Origin of the sequence: Mycobacterium sp. 94-17 (genome assembly GCF_035617725.1) — a bacterium.
Classification (GTDB): domain Bacteria; phylum Actinomycetota; class Actinomycetes; order Mycobacteriales; family Mycobacteriaceae; genus Mycobacterium.
The window spans coordinates 183,910-205,324 of record NZ_JAPIYN010000005.1; the positions used below are offsets into that span (position 1 = coordinate 183,910).

Annotated in this window: 26 protein-coding genes; 10 read left to right on the plus strand and 16 right to left on the minus strand. The window is 66.7% G+C overall.

The features are described 5' to 3' along the window. Window positions 1-51 precede the first annotated feature (51 nt). Window positions 52-1,095 carry an NAD-dependent epimerase/dehydratase family protein gene (locus tag OQ789_RS08565; RefSeq protein WP_324684935.1) on the minus strand — a complete coding sequence of 348 codons (1,044 nt, stop codon included), beginning with the start codon at window positions 1,093-1,095 and terminating at the stop codon, window positions 52-54. A gap of 14 nt (window positions 1,096-1,109) precedes the next feature. Further along, window positions 1,110-1,619: a nuclear transport factor 2 family protein gene (locus tag OQ789_RS08570; RefSeq protein WP_324684937.1), complete on the minus strand. Its 510-nt coding sequence runs from the start codon at window positions 1,617-1,619 to the stop codon at window positions 1,110-1,112. A gap of 88 nt (window positions 1,620-1,707) precedes the next feature. On the opposite strand from OQ789_RS08570, the gene msrA reads away from it, so the two are divergent. Next, window positions 1,708-2,220, plus strand: a complete 513-nt coding sequence (msrA, locus tag OQ789_RS08575) for a peptide-methionine (S)-S-oxide reductase MsrA (RefSeq protein ID WP_420716067.1) — start codon at window positions 1,708-1,710, stop codon at window positions 2,218-2,220. 24 nt (window positions 2,221-2,244) lie between these two features. Here msrA and OQ789_RS08580 read toward each other — a convergent pair whose 3' ends face one another. Next, window positions 2,245-3,567, minus strand: coding sequence for a cytochrome P450 (locus tag OQ789_RS08580; protein WP_324684939.1), 1,323 nt, complete (start codon window positions 3,565-3,567; stop codon window positions 2,245-2,247). Between the two features lie 128 nt (window positions 3,568-3,695). Between OQ789_RS08580 and OQ789_RS08585 the strand changes: the two genes are divergently transcribed. Both OQ789_RS08585 and OQ789_RS08590 read left to right on the plus strand, forming a co-directional pair. After that, a complete protein-coding gene (locus OQ789_RS08585) occupies window positions 3,696-4,319 on the plus strand; it encodes a TetR/AcrR family transcriptional regulator (RefSeq protein ID WP_324684941.1) in 624 nt (207 codons plus the stop codon). Between the two features lie 100 nt (window positions 4,320-4,419). Beyond that, window positions 4,420-4,632, plus strand: coding sequence for a TOBE domain-containing protein (locus tag OQ789_RS08590; protein ID WP_324684942.1), 213 nt, complete (start codon window positions 4,420-4,422; stop codon window positions 4,630-4,632). Window positions 4,633-4,659: 27 nt separating this feature from the next. On the opposite strand, the gene OQ789_RS08595 is transcribed toward OQ789_RS08590, so the two are convergent. Then, window positions 4,660-5,547, minus strand: coding sequence for an alpha/beta hydrolase (locus tag OQ789_RS08595; protein WP_324684943.1), 888 nt, complete (start codon window positions 5,545-5,547; stop codon window positions 4,660-4,662). A 29-nt stretch (window positions 5,548-5,576) separates the two neighbouring features. Continuing rightward, complete coding sequence (locus tag OQ789_RS08600) at window positions 5,577-6,740, minus strand: sulfotransferase (protein WP_324685083.1); 1,164 nt, start codon at window positions 6,738-6,740, stop codon at window positions 5,577-5,579. 96 nt (window positions 6,741-6,836) lie between these two features. Between OQ789_RS08600 and OQ789_RS08605 the strand changes: the two genes are divergently transcribed. After that, complete coding sequence (locus tag OQ789_RS08605; protein ID WP_324684945.1) at window positions 6,837-7,424, plus strand: TetR/AcrR family transcriptional regulator; 588 nt, start codon at window positions 6,837-6,839, stop codon at window positions 7,422-7,424. Continuing rightward, entirely contained in the window at window positions 7,421-8,524 is a 1,104-nt protein-coding gene (locus OQ789_RS08610; RefSeq protein ID WP_324684947.1) for a DUF1214 domain-containing protein, read from the plus strand. Before OQ789_RS08605 ends, OQ789_RS08610 begins: the two co-directional genes overlap by 4 nt. Here the strand turns inward: OQ789_RS08610 and OQ789_RS08615 are convergent. Beyond that, window positions 8,521-10,191 (minus strand): CocE/NonD family hydrolase, encoded by a 1,671-nt coding sequence (locus OQ789_RS08615; protein WP_324684948.1) that lies wholly within the window; start codon window positions 10,189-10,191, stop codon window positions 8,521-8,523. The genes OQ789_RS08610 and OQ789_RS08615 overlap by 4 nt on opposite strands. 81 nt (window positions 10,192-10,272) lie before the next feature. Between OQ789_RS08615 and OQ789_RS08620 the strand changes: the two genes are divergently transcribed. After that, on the plus strand, window positions 10,273-10,902 hold the full coding sequence (locus tag OQ789_RS08620; RefSeq protein ID WP_324684949.1) for a helix-turn-helix domain-containing protein: 630 nt from the start codon (window positions 10,273-10,275) through the stop codon (window positions 10,900-10,902). Here the strand turns inward: OQ789_RS08620 and OQ789_RS08625 are convergent. Genes OQ789_RS08625 through OQ789_RS08640 form a run of 4 tightly spaced genes read right to left on the minus strand, consistent with a single transcriptional unit; the run spans window position 10,899 to window position 14,682 of the window. Beyond that, the gene (locus OQ789_RS08625; RefSeq protein WP_324684951.1) at window positions 10,899-11,930 is read right to left on the minus strand and encodes an LLM class flavin-dependent oxidoreductase; all 1,032 of its coding nucleotides are present in this window, start codon (window positions 11,928-11,930) and stop codon (window positions 10,899-10,901) included. The two genes, OQ789_RS08620 and OQ789_RS08625, sit on opposite strands and share 4 nt — an antisense overlap. Further along, on the minus strand, window positions 11,930-12,454 hold the full coding sequence (locus tag OQ789_RS08630; protein ID WP_324684953.1) for an SRPBCC family protein: 525 nt from the start codon (window positions 12,452-12,454) through the stop codon (window positions 11,930-11,932). The genes OQ789_RS08625 and OQ789_RS08630 overlap by 1 nt, the downstream gene beginning before the upstream one ends. An 11-nt stretch (window positions 12,455-12,465) precedes the next feature. Then, window positions 12,466-13,566, minus strand: coding sequence for an acyl-CoA desaturase (locus OQ789_RS08635; RefSeq protein ID WP_324684955.1), 1,101 nt, complete (start codon window positions 13,564-13,566; stop codon window positions 12,466-12,468). Between the two features lie 12 nt (window positions 13,567-13,578). Continuing rightward, window positions 13,579-14,682 (minus strand): iron-sulfur cluster-binding domain-containing protein, encoded by a 1,104-nt coding sequence (locus OQ789_RS08640; RefSeq protein WP_324684957.1) that lies wholly within the window; start codon window positions 14,680-14,682, stop codon window positions 13,579-13,581. Window positions 14,683-14,752: 70 nt separating this feature from the next. On the opposite strand from OQ789_RS08640, the gene OQ789_RS08645 reads away from it, so the two are divergent. Continuing rightward, entirely contained in the window at window positions 14,753-15,427 is a 675-nt protein-coding gene (locus OQ789_RS08645) for a TetR family transcriptional regulator (protein ID WP_324684959.1), read from the plus strand. Window positions 15,428-15,461: 34 nt separating this feature from the next. Here the strand turns inward: OQ789_RS08645 and OQ789_RS08650 are convergent, their stop codons facing one another. Further along, complete coding sequence (locus OQ789_RS08650) at window positions 15,462-15,791, minus strand: hypothetical protein (RefSeq protein WP_324684961.1); 330 nt, start codon at window positions 15,789-15,791, stop codon at window positions 15,462-15,464. A gap of 51 nt (window positions 15,792-15,842) precedes the next feature. Continuing rightward, a complete protein-coding gene (locus OQ789_RS08655) occupies window positions 15,843-16,460 on the minus strand; it encodes a GNAT family N-acetyltransferase (protein ID WP_324684962.1) in 618 nt (205 codons plus the stop codon). 50 nt (window positions 16,461-16,510) lie between these two features. Between OQ789_RS08655 and OQ789_RS08660 the strand changes: the two genes are divergently transcribed. Together OQ789_RS08660 and OQ789_RS08665 are read left to right on the plus strand one after the other, a co-directional pair. Next, window positions 16,511-17,605 (plus strand): F420-dependent hydroxymycolic acid dehydrogenase, encoded by a 1,095-nt coding sequence (locus OQ789_RS08660; RefSeq protein WP_324684964.1) that lies wholly within the window; start codon window positions 16,511-16,513, stop codon window positions 17,603-17,605. Between the two features lie 261 nt (window positions 17,606-17,866). Further along, window positions 17,867-19,162 carry an acyl-CoA dehydrogenase family protein gene (locus tag OQ789_RS08665; protein WP_324685085.1) on the plus strand — a complete coding sequence of 432 codons (1,296 nt, stop codon included), beginning with the start codon at window positions 17,867-17,869 and terminating at the stop codon, window positions 19,160-19,162. A gap of 9 nt (window positions 19,163-19,171) precedes the next feature. On the opposite strand, the gene OQ789_RS08670 is transcribed toward OQ789_RS08665, so the two are convergent. After that, window positions 19,172-19,627, minus strand: a complete 456-nt coding sequence (locus OQ789_RS08670; RefSeq protein WP_324685087.1) for a MaoC family dehydratase — start codon at window positions 19,625-19,627, stop codon at window positions 19,172-19,174. A gap of 134 nt (window positions 19,628-19,761) precedes the next feature. On the opposite strand from OQ789_RS08670, the gene OQ789_RS08675 reads away from it, so the two are divergent. After that, on the plus strand, window positions 19,762-19,935 hold the full coding sequence (locus OQ789_RS08675; RefSeq protein WP_324684966.1) for a hypothetical protein: 174 nt from the start codon (window positions 19,762-19,764) through the stop codon (window positions 19,933-19,935). A gap of 42 nt (window positions 19,936-19,977) precedes the next feature. Here OQ789_RS08675 and OQ789_RS08680 read toward each other — a convergent pair whose 3' ends face one another. The 3 genes from OQ789_RS08680 to OQ789_RS08690 form a co-directional block, all read right to left on the minus strand. Next, window positions 19,978-20,379 carry a DUF302 domain-containing protein gene (locus OQ789_RS08680; protein ID WP_324684969.1) on the minus strand — a complete coding sequence of 134 codons (402 nt, stop codon included), beginning with the start codon at window positions 20,377-20,379 and terminating at the stop codon, window positions 19,978-19,980. Between the two features lie 43 nt (window positions 20,380-20,422). Then, the gene (locus tag OQ789_RS08685; protein ID WP_324685088.1) at window positions 20,423-21,001 is read right to left on the minus strand and encodes a hypothetical protein; all 579 of its coding nucleotides are present in this window, start codon (window positions 20,999-21,001) and stop codon (window positions 20,423-20,425) included. Between the two features lie 63 nt (window positions 21,002-21,064). Next, a complete protein-coding gene (locus OQ789_RS08690) occupies window positions 21,065-21,367 on the minus strand; it encodes a metal-sensitive transcriptional regulator (protein WP_324684971.1) in 303 nt (100 codons plus the stop codon). Window positions 21,368-21,415: the final 48 nt, after the last annotated feature.

Genomic DNA, 21,415 nt, shown 5'->3' on the forward strand with positions numbered 1-21,415 from the left:
TCTGCGGCGGTCCGTGAAGGTCGAGCTGGAGGCGTTCCACGCGATCGAAGCCTATTCGGCTCTCGCGGCCCCGCTGTCCCGGGGCTCATTCCGGCCGGCCTGAGCGCTCTTCAGTGCGGCCCAGAACCGGGCCGCCTCGCGGATGGATTCCTCGACCGGGCGTGGCTGCCAACCCAAGTCGCGCTCGGCCTTGCTGTGATCGACGGGCGCTTCGGCACGCATCATCCGCACCGACGCCAGGCTGAGTTCGGCGTCCTTGCCGGTCAGGCGGGCCCGCAGGTTGCCCAGCGCGCCAAGCGCATACAGCGTCGGGACGGAAATGGACCGCCGCGGCGCAGGCACACCGGCCTCGTCGGCGGCGATCCGGACCACCTCTTTCAGCGCGATCATCCGCTCGGAGATCAGGTACCGCTCGCCGATGCGGCCGCGTTCGGCGGCGAGCATCATCGCCCGGGCGGCATCGGTGACACCGACGACCTCGAGCGCGATGCCCTCCATCGTGAAGGGCAGTTTGCCGAAGACCGCGCCTGCGATGAACGCACCGTGCGGGGTGCGGCCCCAGTCGCCGGCGCCGTAAGTCGTCGACACGCACATCGCCACCGCGGGCAGCCCGGCCTCGGCCACATACCGCATCACCAGGTTTTCGGCCTGAACCCGGGATTTGACGTAGTCCGACAAACCGCGGGTGCCGACGATGTCCTCCTCGGTCGCGACGTGCCCGGGGCGGCGCCCGACGGTGGCGTAGGTGCTGGTGAAGACGAACCGGCGCAGGCCGGTCTGGCCGACGGCGACATCGAGAACGTTGCGCAGCCCTTCGACGTTGGTGCGAAACAGCGGCGAGGTGTCGCGCAGCCAGGCGCGGGTGTCGACGACGCAGTAATAGATCTCGTCGACACCGTCCATCGCCTCGCGCAGCGCCGCGGTATCGAAGACGTCGCCGTGAAACCGGGTCAGCGCGAGGTCGTCGATGCCGCGTGTGTTCGCGTTCGGCCGCACCATGGCCCGGACGTGCGCGCCGCCGTCGGCGAGCTGTCGGGTGACGTGCGAACCCAGAAAGCCGTTGGCGCCGATGACCAGCTTCGGTTTCGTGGGCACCCGTTCCCCTTCGCTCACCCTTGACCGCCGCCGTTCTCCCGCATCCAGCGCGCCGCGTCGTCGTCGAGCGTCCCCAGCGCTTGCGCCTTGCGGCACCACTTCATCGCGGCCCGCAGGAAGCGGAGCGGGTTGTAGATGTCTTCCTGACGACGCCACAGGCCGTCACCGGCGTAGGTGATGATCGAGATGTTGGTCGCGGTGATGACGCTGCCGTCCCCCGGGTCTTTCATCGGGTTGTCGAGTTCCATGATGATGCGCCCGCCTGTCTCGTCGATCACCGACCACAGCGACGGGAACGCCACCATGTGGCTGCCCGGAAAGCTGCCCATCGTCCGGCCGATCCACTCGCGGACCTCGTCGCGGCCGTGCATGGTGCCCGCCGCGTGTTCGATGTATTCGACGTCGGGGGTGTAATGCCGGACCCAGGCGTCCCAGTCCTGCGACCGCGCCGCGTCATCGACGGTCGCCTCGAATTTCTCGAATGCGGCGGCCAGTTCGCTGCGCGAGAATTTCGGCGTGGTCATGGTCTCGCGGCCCCGTTGCAGCTCATCGGCGGAGTGTAGCCTGGGGTTTGTTCTTGCCCGAGTGCTGGCCGGCAATGGAGGACGAACGATGCCCAACCAGAAAGCGATTCTCGCTGGCGGCTGCTTCTGGGGGATGCAGGAGCTGATCCGCAAGCAGCCGGGCGTGGTCTCGACCCGCGTCGGTTACACCGGCGGTGACGTCCCCAATGCGACCTATCGCAACCACGGCACGCACGCCGAAGGCATCGAGATCGTCTACGACCCGGCGGTTACCGACTACCGCACCATCCTGGAGTTCTTCTTCCAGATCCACGATCCGACAACGAAAGACCGGCAGGGCAACGACCGCGGGATGAGTTACCGGTCGGCGATCTTCTATCTCGACGAGGACCAGAAGCGGACCGCCGTGGAGACCATCGCCGACGTCGAGGCCTCCGGGCTGTGGCCCGGCAAGGTGGTGACCGAGGTCAGCCCCGCCGGCGACTTCTGGGAAGCCGAGCCCGAGCACCAGGACTACCTGCAGCACTATCCCAGCGGGTATACCTGCCACTACATTCGCCCCGGCTGGAAGCTGCCGCGCCGCGCCACGGCCGATCAGTAACCAGGGTCGCCGAACACGGCGAGTTCAGCGCGGGCGCACCACAATCCGGCCGCCGTCCTTGGGAGTGAACGCGACCCCGCGGCAGTGCCAGTGCTCGCCGGGGGCGTCTGTGGTCTCAATAGCGCAGTGGCGCAACACCGTTCGAAGCACCACGTCCATCTCCATGTTGGCGAATGCCGCGCCGACACACCGACGGGTGCCACCACCGAACGGCACCCAGGACAGCGCCGACGGCTTGGTTCCGATGAAGCGCTGCGGGTCGAAGCGCCCCGGGTCGGGGAACAGCTGGGGGTTGTCGTGTAGTTGCGCGATGCCGACGATGATCGAGTAGCCGCGCGGAATCCGCCACTGGCCGAGTTGAAAGCTCTCCGGGTAGACGTGGCGACCGGCGAAGTCGATCACCGTCCTTGCCCGCTGCACCTCCAGGATCGTCGCCTGGCGCAGCTCGTTGCCGCCTTCACCGTCGGCCTCTTCGACTAGCGCAGCCAGCACGTCGGGGTGCCGGCTGATCCGCTCGAACGCCCACGCCAGCGTGGACGCGGTGGTTTCGTGGCCCGCGGCCAGCAGGGTGAGCAGCTCGTCACCAATGTCGTTGCACGACATGGTTGAACCGTCTTCGTAGGTGCTGCGCAGCAGTAGGGCGAGCACGTCGGTCCGCTCGGCGAAGTTCGGGTCCGCCCGCTCGGCGGCGATCAACGTGTCGATCACCGTGTCGTACTGGCGCCTCCACGTGTCGAGGCGGTGCCACGGGCTGAACCGACCGTAATTCCGTTCCGGCTTGGGCAGCGCCGCCAGCCGCGAGCCCAGGGTGACCCACGGCGGAATGAGGCGGCGCAGCTCGTCGAGTTCGGCGCCGTCGGCCCCGAAGACCGCGCGCAGTATGGCGTTCAGCGTGATGTGCATCATCGGCGGCAGCGTCGCGAAAGACTCGCCCCGCGGCCAGCCGGCGATCTCACGCAGTGTCTCTTCTTCGATGATGCTCTCGTAGTTCTTCATGCTCTTGCCGTGAAACGGCGGCGCCAACAGACGCCGCCTGCGGCGGTGTTCGTCGCCCTCGAGCGCGAATACCGAGCCGTAGCCGAACAATCTGCCGAGATTGGGCTGAATGTTGCCGAGCTCGTCGGGGCTGGTGGTGAAGATCTGCTTGGCCAGCTCCGGGTCGGTGACCACGATGACGGGCCCCCACATCGGGAGCCGCAGCGCGAAGACGCTGCCGTGGCGGCGCGACAGTCGCCGCATCATCGAGCGCCGCGACAACGCGAATCCGACACCCTGCAACAACTTGGGAATTCGGGCCGCGGGAGGCAGGTTGACCGCGGACGGCGCGGCGACGACTTGTTGGCTCATGACGATGGCCTCTCCCAGCATCTGCCCCGGCAGCGGGGTGGTACGGCGATGTACCGCAGCGTGTTCTGAGTACGGTACTCTGAAGTACCAGACCTCACAAGGTCCCGCACCCACCGGAGGATGCCCGCGTGACACCCACTGCGACGGCCGCCGACACGGTTGCGGCCGACGCGCCCGCTCCACCCGATCCGTTCCGCCAGCGCCTGCTCGACGGCCTCGCCACCTCGATCACCGAGCGCGGCTATCGCGCCAGCACCGTCGCGGGCATCGTCCGGTACGCACGCACGTCCAAGCGCACCTTCTACGACCACTTCGCCGGCAAGGAGGAGTGTTTCCTCGAGTTACTGGCCGTCGATATCGAAAACCTGGGCGCCGGGATCGTCGCCGCGGTCGATCCCGAGGCCGACTGGCATGTGCAGATCCGGCAGGCGGTCGAGGCCTACGTCGGATACATCGAGGCGCGGCCGGCGATCACGTTGAGCTGGATCCGCGAATTGCCTTCGCTGGGTGCGGCCGCCCGCCCGGTCCAGCGCCGCGGGCTGCAACTGTTGACCAGCCTGCTGATCGACCTCAGCGCCAGCCCGGGGTTCCGGCGCGCCGAACTTCCGCCGTTGACGGCGCCGTTGGCCGTGATCCTGTTGGGCGGGCTGCGGGAGCTGACCGCACTTGCGGTCGAAGACGGTAAACCGGTCCGCGAAATCGTGGAACCCGCGGTGGATGCTTCCGTAGCTCTGCTCGGCCCTCGGCATTAGGCCCATTCATCGGCGTAACCGAAAGTGTCGCAAGCTATTCCGGTCTCGTCCCGGCGCGGCTAGGCTCACCGCAGATACCCCCGACATGGAGGATTTTGCGATGCGGCTCTCTACCCGAAGTCAGCTCAGAGGCACCATCACCGAGGTCGAACTCGGCGCCGTGATGGCCGTCGTGAAGGTGCGGCTCGACGGCGGCGATCAGGTCGTCACGTCGTCGGTCACCAAGGACGCCGCGACCGACCTCGGACTCGAAGTCGGGCAGCCGGCGTCGGTGTTCATCAAAGCGACCGAAGTCACTATCGGCGTCGACTAGTGCGTTGACGAAAACCCTTGACGTACATCACTTTTCGTTGAGGAAGGTGCGGACCCGGTCCAGGACCAGATCCGGTCGCTGGTCGACGATCCAATGGCCGACGCCGTCGACGAGTTCGACCTGGAAATCGTCGATGCGATCGGCATATCCGTCGGTGAGATCCGGTGTGATCACCGGATCTTCGGTGCCGGTCAGCCAGCGGACCGGGACGTGGACGCGAGCGTCGTTGTACTCGCCGCGCATCCATTTGCGCATCTCCTTGGTTTGGAAGCTGCGATACCACCGCGAGCCGGCCTCCGCGTGGCCGGGCTGTTGCATGCACGCGATGTAGACGCGGGTTTCATCCTCGGGCAGGGTGAAGCCGCCGCCGACCCACGACCCGAGCAGGCGCAGGAACCGGGAGTCGGGATCGCTGATCACCCGCGGCCCGATGATCGGCAGTGCGATCGGGATCTGATACCAGAACCGCCAGATATTGCGCAGCGCCGACAGGTCCCGTTTAACCCACGGCGCAACGGTATTCACCCCGAAAAACCCGGTTACCCGTGCCGGATGCCGCAACATCATGATGAACGCGACCGGCCCGCCCCAGTCGTGAGCCACCAGCTTGACGGTCGCGATACCCAACCGGTCCAGCACCCCGGCCAGGTCGCCGGCCATCTCGTCCTTGGTGTAGCTCGAGCGTGGCGCCGAACTCCAGCCCGCGCCACGCAGGTCCGGACACAGCACCCGGTAGCCGTCGGCGGCAAGTGGCCCGATCAGCTCGCGCCACTCCCACCAGTTCTGCGGGAACCCGTGCACCAGCATCACTGCCGGCCCGTTCGCCGGCCCGGCGTCCGCCACATGGATCGTCACGCCGTTTCCCAGCTCGACATACCTGTGTTCCACACCATTGAGGGTGGGCATAGTGACCATGATTGGAGAACGTAGCGTCCGGCGGCGGCTTAGGCCAGAAATCGCTCCACATACGGCGCGAAGCGCTCGCGCAGGTCGTCCTCGCGCAGCCCGAACATGTCGCACGACGTCTCGACGTTGCCCAACCTGCCGCGCCGGTGTCCCGCCAGGTAGTCGCCGATCGCTGTGGCCGCCTCGGCGGTGTACGGTTCGCCGGCCAGGGCGTATACCCGTTGGGCGACGGCGATTTCGTCGGCCATGAAGTCGTCGAAGCGGATGTCGACGGAGCGGTCCGGACCGATGGTGTCGCGGTCGCGGATCAGCGCGGTGAGCATCTGGTCGAGCCGGTCGATCCAGGATGCCGCGATCTGCTCGACCGGCACCGGCGAGCGGTGCATGCGGGCGGAGTAGGTGATCATCGCGATCATCGACAGCGCCACCGGCAGGGGGTCGCGATGGGTGAACACCACGATGCTGTCGGGAAACACCCGATCCAGGACGGGCACCTGCTCGAGATGCTGCGGCGATTTGAGCAACCAGCGCCGGCCGCCGCGCAGGAACTGCATCGCCTTGAGCTGGGTGGCGAGGTATTCGTAGTGCGGGGTCTGATCGTGGGCGCGGTAGTAGTCGCGCCACCGCGGCACCTCGGCCAGCGTCTCGAACAGCATCGTGGACATGTCGTTGGCCAGCAGCTGGATTTCTTCGTGGACGTGGTCGGTGGTCATCTCGTGCATGAGCGCGAAATGCGGCATCACCATGTTGATCACCCCGACCGCGACGTCCATCCGGGCGCGCCGTGGATCCGGTTGTACGCCAACTTCATTCGGCATCGGGAACGGCTCGTTGCTTTCCCAGTACGGCATGGTGCGGAAGGTCGGCGGCACGGCCAGCATGTTGTGCAGGTGTGTGGTTCCGGTGCGGGGTAGCCCGGCGATGACCACCGGTGGGCGCAGTTCGATATCGTTGATCTCGGGGTGCCGGCTCAGCAGGTCGGTCAGCAGCAGCCGATTCTTGAGGATCTGCAGCAGTTGCCCATAGAAGTTGACCACCCCGGCGTCGTGCAGGCCGTCGATCTCGCGCAGCGCGCCGAGGTAGACGTCGAACCGCTCGCGGTAGTCGGCAGGGCCGAAATCGCTCAGGCCGGTATCGGCACTGGCCTGGGTGTGCAGCGCGTCGGCGTCCAGCGGGCACTGGGGGGCCATCGCGGCCATCATGTCGAGGATCGCCCGGGCGTCGGTGCTGAATCGCGGTTCGGCCAGGTCATCGAGGTGAACTTGGGTCACGCGACTTATGTTACTCTGAGTTTCGTAATGGTTGTTGATTTTGGCAGACCCCGTGACCCACGCATCGACGGCGCGGTGCTGCGCGCCACGGTCGAGCTGCTCGCCGAAACCGGTTATCCCGGGCTGCTGGTCTCCGCGATCGCCGAACGAGCCGGCACCAGCAAGCCGTCGATCTACCGGCGCTGGCCAAGCAAAGCGCACCTCGTGCACGAGGCCGTGTTCCCGATCGGCGCCGCGACGGACCTGCCCGATACCGGATCGCTGCCCGAAGACCTGCACGAAATGGTGCGCCGCGCAATGGTTTTCCTGACGACCCCGGCCGCCAGGGCCGCACTTCCGGGACTCGTCGGCGAGATGGCGGCGGATCCGACGCTGCATTCGGCGCTGCTGGAGCGGTTCGGCGGCATCATCGGCGGCGGGCTCGCCGAACTGCTGGAACGGGCCGCGACCCGCGGCGAGGTCCGCGCCAACGTGACCGCCGCCGAACTCGCCTCCCAACTCACGGAAGCCATTGCGGGCATCACGCTGATCGGCCTGCTCACCCGCGCCAACGAACTCGACGACACCTGGGTCGACCGCACCACCACGTTACTCCTGAAAGGAATCAGCGCATGACGCACGAATCGACCGCCGCGTGGAAAGAGCTGCTGGCCACCCTTGGCGACCTCGACCGCAACTTCCTCGAGGGCGACCGGGCGGTCTCCGACGACCGCCACATCGCCGACGGCTACCGGATGCTGGCGTCAACCCTGGGCGTGGCCTTCGACACCTACCTGTTCCCCGAACCCGGCCGCCCGCAATTCGTCGCGGTCAACACGCCATTCCGCCGCGACCGCCGATGGGGCGGCGACAACACCGACGCGTACTACTTCATCTGCCCGGTCGACCCGAAGCGTCGCTACCGCATCAGCGGCAACAAGGGTGACAGCGTGTACTTCTCGGTGACCGCCTACAACGAACCCTCCCCGGGCGCCTGGTCGGACCGGATCGTCGCGATCGTGCGCGACACCGATCTCGACATCGACGCCGACGGCAACTTCTCCTTCGAGTTCCCGCCGACCGCCGATGCCGCCGTGCTGATGACCCGCGACTACCAGGCCCACCCGCTGACAGGCCGCCCGGTGACGTGGAACATCGAGGCGCTCGACGAGCCGGAGCCGATCCGGCATGGCGACGCCGAAACAGCGGCCAGCCTGCGGGCGGCTGCGGCCTGGATGCGCACGATGGGCGCCATCGTGCCGCTGCCGGTCGGGAACCGCGTCGACGACCAGCACGGGCTCGGCCACGAAACTGTGCACGCTGCAAATGAATTCGCCGATCCTTATCAGGTGCCCGACGCCAACTTCGGCTGGTCCGCCCGCGACGCGTGCTACGCCTACGGCAGCTTCGTGCTCGACGACGACGAGGCGCTGGTGATCACGCATCGCCCGCCGTCGTGCCGGTTCTGGAATCTGGTGGTGTGGAACCAGTTCATGGCGACCTACGGCGACGAGGATGCCCGCTCTTCCCTGAACAATCACAGCGCGGCGCTCAACAGCGACGGCTCGGTGACGATCGTTTTGTCCCGCGAGATACTGGCACACCCGAATTCACTGACGACACTTGGGTATCCGCTCGGCAACCTGGCGTTCCGGTGGTTCCTGTCCGACGGCGTGCCGGCTCGCCCTGAGGTGCAACTCGTCAAGGCGATCGACGCGCCGTCGAACGTGTCCTAGGGGATAACCGGAATCCGCAGCAGCGACGGACGCTCGCCGCCCCAATGGAGGCTGATCTTGCCGCGGCGGCTCGACCGGTAGTGCGCCGGGAAGTGCCCGAACCATGGGTTCCGTGGTTGAGGATAGCGACCGGCGATGACCAACCGCAGCGACTCTCCGGCCCGGAACAACGTCGCCGAGGCCGACAGCGGAATCTGTACCGCCACAACGTCATCGTCTTGTAACGGCACGCGGGTGCGGAACGTGTGCTCGGGTTGATACGGGCGGCTCGCCGCGGCGTCGGGTTCGCGCAACGAGAGCCGCAACTGGCCCGACGCAACACGGTCGCGGCCGTAACCATACGAGCCTTCGAAGGGGACGTAGCGCGAACCGTTCCATTTCTCCACTCCGACAAAGACATCGGCGTCGGGAGCGCCGTGCGCCGATACCCACAGCTGCACGCTCATCGGTCCGGTGATCTCGGTGTCTTCGGAGAACACATGGTGAAACGCCACCGCGCCGCGCCGGGCGATGAAGGTGGCATTGCCTTCGAGGGCAACTGTTTCGGATAACACACCTCCGTCGCCGAGGTGCAGTTCCTGCCACTGCGTGCGGGCGAGCGGCCACTCGTTCTCGCTGCGCACCGCGACTACGTCCGTCCGGTTCTCGCGCACCTCGAGCCGCAGGCGCGGCGGCTCGGGCACGTCGAGCCCACGCAGGTAGCGATCGAAGAATGCCAGCTGGGCTCGTTTCGCGTCGTCGCCATAGAAGACTGCCCACTTCGCACCGCGATGCGTGTAGGCAAAGCGGTCCTCCGACCCGGCCGCTTCGAAGGCGCGCATCGATCCGCGGCTGTGCAGGTTGGCGTCGGAGAAGCTTGTGCACACCAGCATCGGGACGGTGATCTTCGGGAGGTCGGGTGTGATGGACGACCACCACTCGTCGCGCAGCGGGTGCTGCGGGCGTTGCTTGCCGAAATCGGTGCTCAACCGAGCTTGACGCTGGGCGACGGTCTGCCAGATTCGCGAGAAGCCATTCTCCGGGATACCCCCGGGTGTCATCAAGTCCCGGTAGGCGTCGGTGAATCCCTCCCACGGGCAGATCGCCCTCAGGCTAGGCGGATTCAGCGCGGCAACCTTGTATTGCGACATGGCGAGGTAGGACACCCCCAGCATGCCCACGCTGCCGGTGCACCAGGGTTGACGTGCGGCCCACTCGATCAGCTGGTAGATATCGTCGGCCTCCTCGTCGGAGAACAGCGACCCGACGCCTTCGGAGCTGCCCCCGCCCCGGGTGTCCGCATTGATCACGGCGTATCCGTGCTGTGTCCACCAGACCGGATCGGGCGCCTCCCAATTGGTTTCGCTGGAGAAGCTCAGCGGCTCAGGCTGATTCATCACCCGGTACTGCACGTTGACCGACCAGCCGTTGCGGGTCTTCTTGGGCAGCATGTCCTTGTTGTAGGGGTGCGCGGACAGGATGACCGGGAATGGTCCGTCACCGGCCGGCCGGTAGATGTTGACCCGCAGGCGGACACCGTCGGCCATCGGCACCGCGACGTCGTGATCCTTGACCAGGTCCGCGGGCGCCGGTGTGACGGTCACCGGGGGCCGGAGAGCCGCCTTGATCCGGCCGCGGGCGTATGCGAATTCGCCGGGCCGACGCCAGGGTCGATCTTTGACTGCCATTTCTGCCTCCGCGTTCGAGCTTTTTAGCGTCACTCTAATGCACTTGAGCGTAACTCAAAATCATCGGGTAGGCTGGTGTCCATGGTCGAAAGAGACGTCGCCACCGTGAGCCGGCAGCAACAGGCCGGCGCCATGGCCCGTCAAGAGACCCGGCGCAGGTTGTTGATCGCCGCCGGGGAGGAGTTCGAAGCGGGTGGTTACCAGGCGGCCACCGTGAGCAGGATCGCCGAGCGCGCCGGCGTTACGGTGCAAACCCTGTACCTGGCGTGGGGCAACAAGCGTTCGTTGCTGCGTGCCTACCTGGAGTCCAGACTCAGCGGTGGTGGACAGGGTCCCGGTGACGTCGTCGAACGTTTCGCGGGCAAGCCACCCCGGGAGGTTGTCGACGAGCTCGCCGCGCTCGTCGCCGAAATCGCCGACCGTGCCGCCATCGGGTGGAAGCTCTACCGAGATGCCTCGGCGGTGGATCCCGAGATCGCCGCCGACTGGGACGAATTGCAGTCGCTGCGCCGAACGACGATCGATAAGGCGCTACGAAACATCCCCACCGGCGCGCTGCGCAACGCCATGGCCCGGCGCGACGCCGTCGACACGGCGTGGGCGATCGTCAGCCCGGAGTGCTACGAGCTGCTGGTGAGCCGACGCGGCTACACACTGGATCAGTTCCAGAACTGGATGCGTCAGACGCTGCGCGCCGCGCTCCTGCGTTAGCCGCGGATCAGCTCGATCGCACGGCCCAGAGTCTCCAGCTTGGCGTCGAGCGTGTCGCCGGCCGGATACAGCCGGACCGTGTTCACGCCGGCACCGCGCCAAACGGCGAGCCGCGCGCGGACCATCTCCTCTGTGCCGATCAGCGTGGTGGCCAGCACCATTTCGTCGGTCACCAGTGCCGCCGCGCCGTCGCGGTCGCCGCCCTGCCAGCGCTCGCGGACCTCGGCGGCGACCTCGGCCCAGCCCTGCCGGCTGTAGGCCTGGTTGTAGAAGTTCGTGCTCGACGAGCCCATGCCGCCGAGGCTGAAGGCGAGTTCCTTCTTGCGGCCGGCGACCATGCTGGCGAGGTCGCCGTCGTCGGCGGCGAAGGCCACCTCGGCGCCCTGACAGATGTCGATGTCGGCGCGCGTGCGGCCGGCGGCGGCCAGACCGTCGTCGAGGTGCGCGAAGTACGCCTCAGCGGCACCCTCCGGAACGAAGCTGGTGCCCAGCCAGCCGTCGGCGACCTCGCCGGTCAACCGCAGCATTGCCGGTGACAGCGTGGCCAGATACACGGGAATGGCATGCTCGGGCCGGGTGGACAATCGCATCGGCTTGGCTTCCCCGCCCGGGCGTGGAATGTGAATGTCCTTGCCGGAGTATGAGATCTTGCCGCCCTCGAACACCTGCCGGACGACCTCCACCGTCTCGCGCATGCGGGTCAACGGCCGGGCGAACGCCACCCCGTGCAGACCTTCCATCACCTGAGGTCCCGAAGCCCCCAGGCCGAGCAGAAACCGTCCGCCGGACAGGTTGGATAACGTGATCGCGGTTTGCGCGACGAGCACCGGCGAGCGGGTACCGACCTGAATCACGCCAGAGCCGAGCAACATCCGGTCGGTGCGGGCCGCGAGGTAACCGAGGGCCGATGGAGCGTCCGATCCCCACGCCTCGGCGACCCAACACACGTCCAGGCCCAGCTTTTCCGCCTCGACCACGAAGTCGACCACCCCGGGTTGGGATAGCTCGACCGTCGTCGCGGTCCGCATCACCGCACCCCGTGTTCGGCCAGCCGCTTGATCGCCGCCAAAGTCTTGTCGATCGCCGTCTCGAATTCACGCAACCGCACGAAGACAATCTTTTCTTCCTTGTCGGGCATCGAGTCGATCGCCACGGACAAGCCTGAGCGGCCAGGCCCCATCTGCATCCAGAAGCTCAGCGCGGTACCGCCGTCGCGGGGAGTCAGCCGGAAGCGCCACTTCGCCGCGGGATCATCGGGGTCGCCTACCGCCCAAGCGAATTCATGCGGCTCGTCGCACTCGATGATCTGCGAGGTGGTGCTCCATTGGCCGAACGCGTCGTGCTCGTTGTATCCGACGAAGCGGGCGCCGACCCGGGGCCGGTCGGCCCCGTCCGTCCACTCCACCCGCTGCAGCTCGTTGCTGAGCGTCGGCATCAGTTGGATGTCGGAGACCAAACTCCAGACCCGCTCCGGGTCGGCGTCGATCCATGTCGATGCTTCCACTGTCGGGTTGTCCGCGTAGCGGGCGCCGGTCCATTGCACGACGCCCATTGTGCTCCCGTTTACGCGGCGACAGGCACCCGGTCGAGCGGCTCGCTCTCAGTCGCTTTCCGGGACCCCGGGAAGCTCAGCTTGACGATCTTGCGTACGACGGTGCCGAACTGCTTGAGCAGCGGGCCCTTGTTGTAGGGAATGCCGTAACGCTCGCAGATCTCCTGCACCTCGGGCGCGATCTCGGAGTACCGGCGCGCCGGCATGTCCGGGAACAGGTGGTGCTCGATCTGGTGCGACAGGTTGCCGGACAGCAGATGGAAGAGCTTGCCGCCGGTCAGGTTCGCCGAACCGAGGACCTGTCGGAAGTACCACTGACCGCGCGACTCGTCCTTGGTCTCTTCGACGGTGAATTCCTGTGTGCCGTCCGGGAAGTGGCCGCAGAAGATGATCATGTAGGACCACACGTTGCGCATCAGGTTCGCAGTCATGTTGCCGGTGAAGACGAACGGCGCGAACGGCCCGGCCAGCAGCGGGAAGGCGACGTAGTCCTTCAGGGTCTGGCGGCGAGTCTTCTTCCAGATTTCCTTGAGGGTGTCCGTTTTGTCGCGGACGCTGATTTCACCGGAGCGGATCTTTTCGGTTTCCAGTTCGTGCAGCGCGACGCCGTACTGGAACAGCACCATCAGCAGGAAGGCGTAGACCGCGTTGCCCAGGAAGTAGGGGCTCCACTTCTGCTCTTCGCTCATCCGGATGATGCCGTAGCCGATGTCGCGGTCCATCCCCAGGACGTTGGTGTGGGTGTGGTGCATGTAGTTGTGCGAATGCCGCCATTGGTCGGCGGGGCATGCGGTGTCCCATTCGAAGGACTGGCCGGAGATCGCCGGGTCACGCATCCAGTCGTACTGGCCGTGCATGATGTTGTGCCCGATCTCCATGTTGTCCATGATCTTCGACACGCCCAGCATCGCGGTGCCCAGCAGCCACGCGGGGGGCAGGTACAGCAGGGCGCGCCCGCCTACTTCCAGCGCACGCTGGGCTTTGATGACGCGACGGATGTAGTCGGCGTCTGTTGCGCCGAGGTCCGCCATGATGCGTTCCTTGATGGCGTCGAGTTCGCGGCCGAAGGCGTCGGCCTGCTCGGGGGTCAGGGTGATTGTGTTGTTAGGCATGACTTCTCCTTTTTAGAGGGCGATTTCGACGTCGCCGACGGGAGCGGATACACAGATCTGAATGTCTTCGTCGGCGCCGGTCGAGACTGCGCCGGTGGTCAGGTTGCGCACGGTGCCGGAGGTCTTGCGCCGGGTGCAGGTGTGGCAGATGCCCATCCGGCATCCGTTCTGCGGCGTCAGGCCCGCCGCTTCGGCCTGTTCCAGCAGCGAGCGGCCGTCGTCGGTGACGCCAATGCCGCTGTCGGAGAACGTGACTCGTCCGCCCGACGGATTCGCCGGAAGGTCGATGGCAGGCGGTACGAAGCTTTCGGTGTGGACGTTGCCGCAGTGCGATCGGACGGCCTCGACCAGAGGTGCTGGCCCGCAGACGAATACCGCATCGGGTGACGGCATCGCGGTGGCCAGGTGCTCGGCCCCGAATCGTCCGGTGAGGTCACCGTCCCCGGATCGGGTGTAGCCGTGCAGCACCCGCACCGACGGCAGCGCGGCAAGCTCGTCGCGGTAGCACGCCTCGGCGGGCGTCGGGGCGTAGTGAATGAAGGCGATCTCGCCGGGATGGCCCTCGGCGAGCAGGGTGCGCGCCATCGACAGCACGGGGGTGATACCGCTACCCCCGGAGACGAAGAGGATGCGCTGCGGGTGCCGCGGTCCGCGCGCCGGCAACGTGAAGTCGCCCCCGGCGCCGGCCAGTCCGACCACCATGCCGCGGTGGGCATGCTCGTACAGGTAGTTGGAGACCAGGCCGCCCTCGTGCCGGCCGACGGTCAACTCGAGGCCGGCCGCTCCTTCGGCGTTGGCGGGCGAATAGCACCGGGTGTGCCTGCGGCCGTCGATCTCGACGGTGACGTTGACGTACTGGCCGGCTTTCAGCGTGTGCGCGGCCAGGAAGGCGTCGTTGGCGGTCAGGTTCAGCGTGACGCTGCGCGGCGTGGTCCGGCGCACGTCGGTCACCTTGGCGCGGGCCTCGCCCAGCGTCCAGGTGGGCGCCACCAGTTCGGTGTAGCGGTCGACGCCGTGCGGGCCGGTCAGCAAGTCCAACAGCTCTGAACCCAACACGCGCTGACGGAGGGTCCGCGCGAGGACTCGGCCAGAAGTTTGAGCGGTTTGAGTGAACATTTGTATACCGTGCGCCGAGAACCCCCTTGCCGTCAAGGGTGTACTGCCTGGCTGTGGTAGGGTTCACATAGTGAACAGCCGTACTCCTAGCTCACGGACGCGCGGCTCCGGCCGAGCGCGTTCGGGCGAAAGCCAGTCGCGTGAGGAGCGCAAGGAGGCTACCCGGCGGGCCATCATCGCCGCGGCGCTCAAGCTGTTGCAGGACCGCAGCTTCTCCAGCCTGAGCCTGCGCGAGGTGACCCGCGAGGTCGGGATAGTTCCGGCGGCGTTCTACCGGCATTTCGAGTCGATGGAGGCCCTCGGCCTGGTCCTGATCGACGAATCGTTCCGCAGCCTGCGCGACACCCTGCGTGACGCGCGTGCCGGCAAGCTCGACCCCAACCGGGTGATCGAGTCGTCCGTCGAGATCCTGCTCGCCAGCGTCGCCGACAGGCGCGAACACTGGCGGCTCATCGGCCGGGAGCGCAATAGCGGGCTGTCTGTGCTGCGGTACGCCATTCGCACCGAGATCCGGCTGATCACCTCCGAACTGGCCACCGACCTGGCGCGATTTCCCGGGTTGAACGAGTGGACCACCGAGGATCTCAATGTGCTGGCGACCCTGTTCGTGAACGCGATGATCGTCATCGCGGAGACCATGGAGGATTCGCAGAGCACCGAGGCGACCAAAGACATCCGCCGGCTCGCCGTCAAGCAGCTGCGGATGATCGCGACCGGCATCGCCGGCTGGCGAAGCACACCCTGAGCACCCCGGCCGCAGTAAACAGCCGAGCACTGACTTACTCGTCGACCACCTCGTACAGCGAGTCACCGTCCTCGGGGGTGCCGTCGATCTGGCCCCGATGGGCGCGCCGGGGCCCGTCGTCGGGCGGCTCGACGTCGTCGGGGACGTCCGGCTCCTCGGCCGCCAATCGGGCGTCGAGGGATTCGCCCTCGCGTTCTTCCCTGGCCGTCATACCGAACCGGTTGGCCTCGCTCCAATCCTCGGGCGGGTCGACGACGACGTCGCCGTCGTCATTGCGCAATTCGTCCGAGTCGGTGCCCTCGCTGGCGTTCAACGTGTCTCCCGGACCGCCCTCGTCGGGGAAATCCGCGGGGTTATCGCTCATGCCGAGACGGTTGCCCGCCGCATCGGGGGGTTAAACGCGGGTACGAGACGTTCAGCCACCCGGCGGGCGCGGCGGACGCCACATGGCCCACAGGCTCGGGCCACCGTCCGGCAGCACGATCTCACCGGTGACTGTGAAGCCGAAACGCTGGTAATACGGGACGTTTTCGGGATTGCTCGACTCGAGGTAGGCCGGGCAGTATTCGGCGTCACATCGGTCCAGCCGCGATCTCATCAACGCCTGACCGAATCCCCTGCCGCGGACGGCCGGATCGCTGCCGATCACCGCCAGGTACCAGTGCGGCTCCTCGGGATGCACGCTCTTCATCAATTCCTGGACTGCGCGGCCACGCGTCGAGCGCAGGCCGAACACGCGGATGAACGTCGGCGTCATCGCCAACTGCGCACCGGGTGTTTCCAGCCATCGGCCGGGCGGATCCCACAGCGCCGCCCCGCCGATACCCACGTCCCCGTGTGCCACCTCCACGCCCCCGCGGGCCAGGTGGTGGTGGCGCGTCATCGTCGCGAACAGGCGGGCCAGGTGGGCGGTCCGCTTGTCCCGATCGGGAAGCAGCCACGTCATCACCGGGTCCTCGTAGAACGCGCGGGCCAGCGTGCGGGACAGCTCGCGAATGTCGGCGTTGGCCGCAGGTCGGACCGTCGGGTTCATCCGCCCCACGCTAGTGGCTTCAAACCCGGCGCGACGGGTATGCCGATCCGGTGACCGGCATCTCGCGACGAACGTTCGGGCGGGTGGCAGCCGGTGCGGGCATGCTCGGGTCGGTCGGGGTGGCCGACGCGTGCGCCAAACCGGCCACCGGCCACGGCAAGTCCAGCGGTCCGGCACCGACGGGCAAGGGCGTGGGATTCGTGCTCTCCCACGAGCAGTTCCGCACCGATCACCTGATGACGCAGGCTCAGGCGGCCGAACGGGCGGGCTTTGATTACGTCTGGGCCAGCGATCACATCCAGCCATGGCAGGACAACGAAGGCCATGCGATGTTTCCCTGGCTCACATTGGCGCTGGTGGGCAGCGGCACCAGCCGCGTCTCGTTCGGCACCGGGGTGACGTGCCCGACCTACCGGTACCATCCCGCCACGGTCGCCCAGGCATTCGCCTCCCTGGCGATCCTCAACCCGGGCAGGGTGTTTCTCGGGGTGGGCACCGGCGAACGCCTGAACGAACAGGCCACCACCAACGCCTACGGCAACTACGCGGAGCGCCACGACCGCCTGGCCGAAGCGATCGACCTCATCCGCCAACTGTGGAGCGGCGCACGAATCTCGTTCTCCGGCCGCTATTTCCAGACGAACTCGCTCAGGCTCTACGACGTCCCGGCCACGCCACCACCGATCTTCGTGGCCGCCGCCGGGCCGAAGAGCGCGAAGCTCGCCGGGCAGCGCGGGGACGGATGGATCACCCAGGCCGGCGACGTGACGAACCTAAAGCTGCTGGCGGCCTTCGCCGCCGGTGCGCAAGCCGCCGGCCGCGACGCGGCCACGCTGGGCAAGCGCGCCGAACTGTTCGCGGTCGTCGGCGACAACGCCGAGGCCACTCGGGCCGCCACGCTGTGGCGCTTCACCGCCGGAGCAGTCGATCAGCCCGATCCCGTTGAGATCCAGCGGGCGGCCGAGTCCAACCCGATCGACAAGGTGCTGGCCGGCTGGACGGTCGGCACCGACCCCGCTGGGCACATCGATGCCGTGCAGCGGGTTCTCGACGCGGGCGCCGTCCCGTTCATGCACTTTCCCCAGGATGATCCCGTCGTCGCCATCGGCTTCTACCGCGACCACGTGTTGCCGAAGTTGCGCTGAGCAACCCCTGGGCGCCTTATGTGCCGTGGGCGGTTCGTGCAGAATACGTTTCGGCGTGGACGACGTGCGCGCGTTCGACTTGCTGCGACGGCTCTCGCAGAGAGCCAGATGAAGCTGGTGGACATCGCCCAGCGGATCATCGACACCCGCGGCGAGCGCGGGTAGGTCCGTGCCGTAACCGGGGCGGCCGGCCCGCTCTACGATGGGATGTCCTCATCGACGAGTCCGGCGCGGTGTTGCGCCGGGGATTGGTTGACCACCGTGTGGGACTTCGAAACAGACCCCGAGTACCAGGCGAGGCTGGACTGGGTCGAGAAATTCATGACCGAAGAGCTGGAACCGCTCGACCTCGTCGCGCTCGATCCGTACGACAAGAAGAATCCCGAGATGATGGCGATCCTGCGGCCGCTGCAGCAGCAGGTGAAAGACCAAGGGCTGTGGGCGGCGCACCTGCGGCCCGAGCTCGGCGGACAGGGCTTCGGTCAGGTCAAGCTGGCGCTGCTCAACGAGATCCTCGGGCGTTCCCGTTGGGCACCTTCGGTGTTCGGTTGTCAGGCACCGGATTCCGGCAATGCCGAGATCCTCGCGCTGTTCGGGACCGACGAGCAGAAGGCCCGTTACCTGCAGCCGTTGCTGGACGGCGAGATCACCTCGTGCTACTCGATGACCGAACCCCAGGGCGGTTCGGATCCGGGGATGTTCGTGACCGGGGCGGTCCGCGACGGGGACGACTGGGTGATCAACGGGGAGAAATGGTTTTCCAGCAATGCCAAGCACGCGTCATTCTTCATCGTGATGGCGGTGACCAAGCCGGACGCGCGCACCTACGACAAGATGTCGCTCTTCATCGTCCCGGGCGAGACGCCGGGCATCGAGATCATCCGGAATGTCGCGGTGGGAGGCGAGTCGGGCAAGCACGGTTCCCACGGGTACGTCCGCTACCACGATGTGCGCGTGCCCGCCGACCACGTGCTCGGCGGTGAGGGCTCGGCGTTCATGATCGCCCAGACCCGCCTCGGTGGCGGGCGCATCCATCACGCCATGCGCACTATTGCGCTGGCGCGCAGGGCTTTTGACATGATGTGCGAGCGGGCGGTGTCGCGCCGGACGCGGCACGGGAAACTTGCCGATTTCCAGATGACCCAGGAGAAGATCGCCGACAGCTGGATCCAGATCGAGCAGTTCCGGCTGCTGGTGCTGCGCACCGCGTGGCTGATCGACAAGCACCACGACTACCAGAAGGTGCGCCGCGACATCGCGGCGGTGAAAGTGGCTATGCCCCAGGTGCTGCACGACGTCGCGCAGCGTGCGCTGCATCTGCACGGCGCGCTCGGAGTGTCCGACGAGATGCCGTTCGTCAAGATGCTGGTGGCCGCAGAGTCGCTGGGCATCGCCGACGGCGCCACCGAGCTGCACAAGATGACGGTCGCGCGCCGCACCCTACGCGAATACGAGCCGGTGACAACGCCTTTCCCGTCGGCCCATATCCCGACCCGGCGCGCCGAGGCTCAGGCGCGGCTGGCCGAACGGCTGGAACACGCGGCCGCCGAGTTCTGACGGCGGGCGTCAGGCGACGAAACGAACCACGCTCTCGGCCACACACGCCGGCTTGGCCGAGCCCTCGATCTCGACGGTGGTCGAGATGGTCGCCTGCACGGCGCCGTTCCCCACGTCGTCAACGCTGATCAACGAACTCTGCGCGCGCACCCGAGAGCCGACCGGGACCGGAGCGGGGAAGCGAACCTTGTTGAGCCCGTAGTTGATTGCGAGCTTGATGCCATTGACGGTATAGATCTGGTGTTGCAGCCGCGGCAGCAATGCCAGGGTCATGAAGCCGTGGGCGATGGTCGTGCCGAACGGGCCCGACGCGGCCCGCTCCGGGTCGACGTGGATCCACTGGTGATCGCCGGTCGCGTCGGCGAACAGATTGACGTCTTCCTGGGTGATGGTGACCCAGTCGCTGTGCCCCAGGGCTTCGCCCGCGGCGCCGGCAAGGTCGCTGACTGATTCGAAGGTGCGCATCGGCGTGTTCTCCTTGGTCTCGGCTGCCAACAATAGCGCCGGGCGTCGGCGCGCCGAGTGCATGGTTCCCGTTTCGGGCGCACCCTCGGGGGAACTCTTCGAAAAAGACCGCCTGCACAGACAAGGACGCCACCATGCCAGATCCCAAGGGCCACAAATCCGAGGAAGACGTAGCCGCTGAGACGCACCAGACTCAATCCCGCGCCGCCGCGGGTGAGGAGGACGGCTCTTATGTCGGTGCGGCGGGTTCCGACGATTCGTTCGACGCCGGAGAGACGGGTGCGGAAGCCCGCAGTGAACGCGGTTAACCTGGGCCGTGAGCCGTCGGGGCCAGGCGTCGTGGGTCCGAATTATCCGAGTGCGTCGATGGCGGCTTGCAGCTTGGTGGTGGCCTGATCGGCGACGTCCTGCAGAGCCGCCCGATCGCCGGTCACCTTGACCATGAGCTGGGGATCCATCGCCTCGACCACGACCACGTCGGACTCACCGGCGGGATCGGACCGCACCACCACGTTGCAGGGCAATAACTGGCCGATCCGGCGTTGGATGCCCAGCGCGCGATGCGCGAGCGTCGGGTTGCAGGCACCCAGGATGAGATAGTTCTCCATATCCTCCCCGAGCTTCTGCTTCAGCGTGGCTTTCACATCGATCGTGGTGAGCACGCCAAAACCCTGATCCGCCAGGGCTTTTGTGGTCCGCTCCACCGCGTCTTCGAACGAGGTGTGCAGGGTGGTGCTCAATGCCGCTGTCATTTGTCCTCTCCTCATGTCGGCGTTGCATTGGCCAGGATTTCGGCTATGTTGCGGTGCGCGGCCGTTGCAGCTGGGCGAACTGCGGAGTTGCGGCCAGCGTCGCGACCGCATCGAACAACGGGGCGGCGGCTTCCGCATCCGGCGGCGCGGTGAGCACCGGCCCGAAGAATGTGCGTTCGCCAATCCGCAGAATAGGGCTGCCCCCGGCTTCACCCAGCGCGCGCTGCCCCGCAGCATGTTGACTGTGGACGAAGTCGTCGTGGGATGTGTCCGACACTGCCGACGCCGTGGCGCCGCGGGCCCCGACCGTCATCAGGATGTTCGCGACGAGCTTGGCGCTGACGGGTTCCGAGTGATCGAAGTATCGCTCGCCGAAGGCAAAATACGCGGCGGTCCATCCGGCGGCGCCGTGCTCGCGCGCTACGGCGACCATCAGGCGGCCGACCTGTTGCGAATCACGCATCCGGGCCTGCTGCGCGGGTGACAGTTCGCGTCCCTCATTCAGCAGCGCCAGGCTCATGAGCTGCCAGTCGATGGCCAACCCCGTCGTCTCGGCGACCCCGCGCAGCCAACGCGCGGTGTTCCACGACAACGGACACACCGGGTCCAGCCACAACGTCACCGCGCGATCAATTTCGGTGGATGACACTTCCGCTCCTCTTCCCTTCCTCGGCGGCCCGGGCCATCAGGCCAGGCTCAGGAACAGTTTTTCCAGCTCATCGATGGACACGGTCGGCTGATCCCCTGATCGCGTGATGCAGTCACGCAGACCGGAGGCGATGATCTTGAAGCCCGCACGATCCAGCGCTTTCGACACCGCAGCCAATTGGGTGACGACGTCCTTGCAGCTGCGGCCCTGCTCGATCATCGAGATGACGCCCCCGAGCTGACCGTGCGCCCGCCGTAATCGAGCCAGGACGACATCGACGTCGCCGGGTTCGTGCCCGTCCGCCTTGCGTGATCGGCCGCCGTTACCTTCGATTGCCATGGTCCCTTTATACCATACCCCGTAGGGTATATGCTGGCGGCTGTCCGT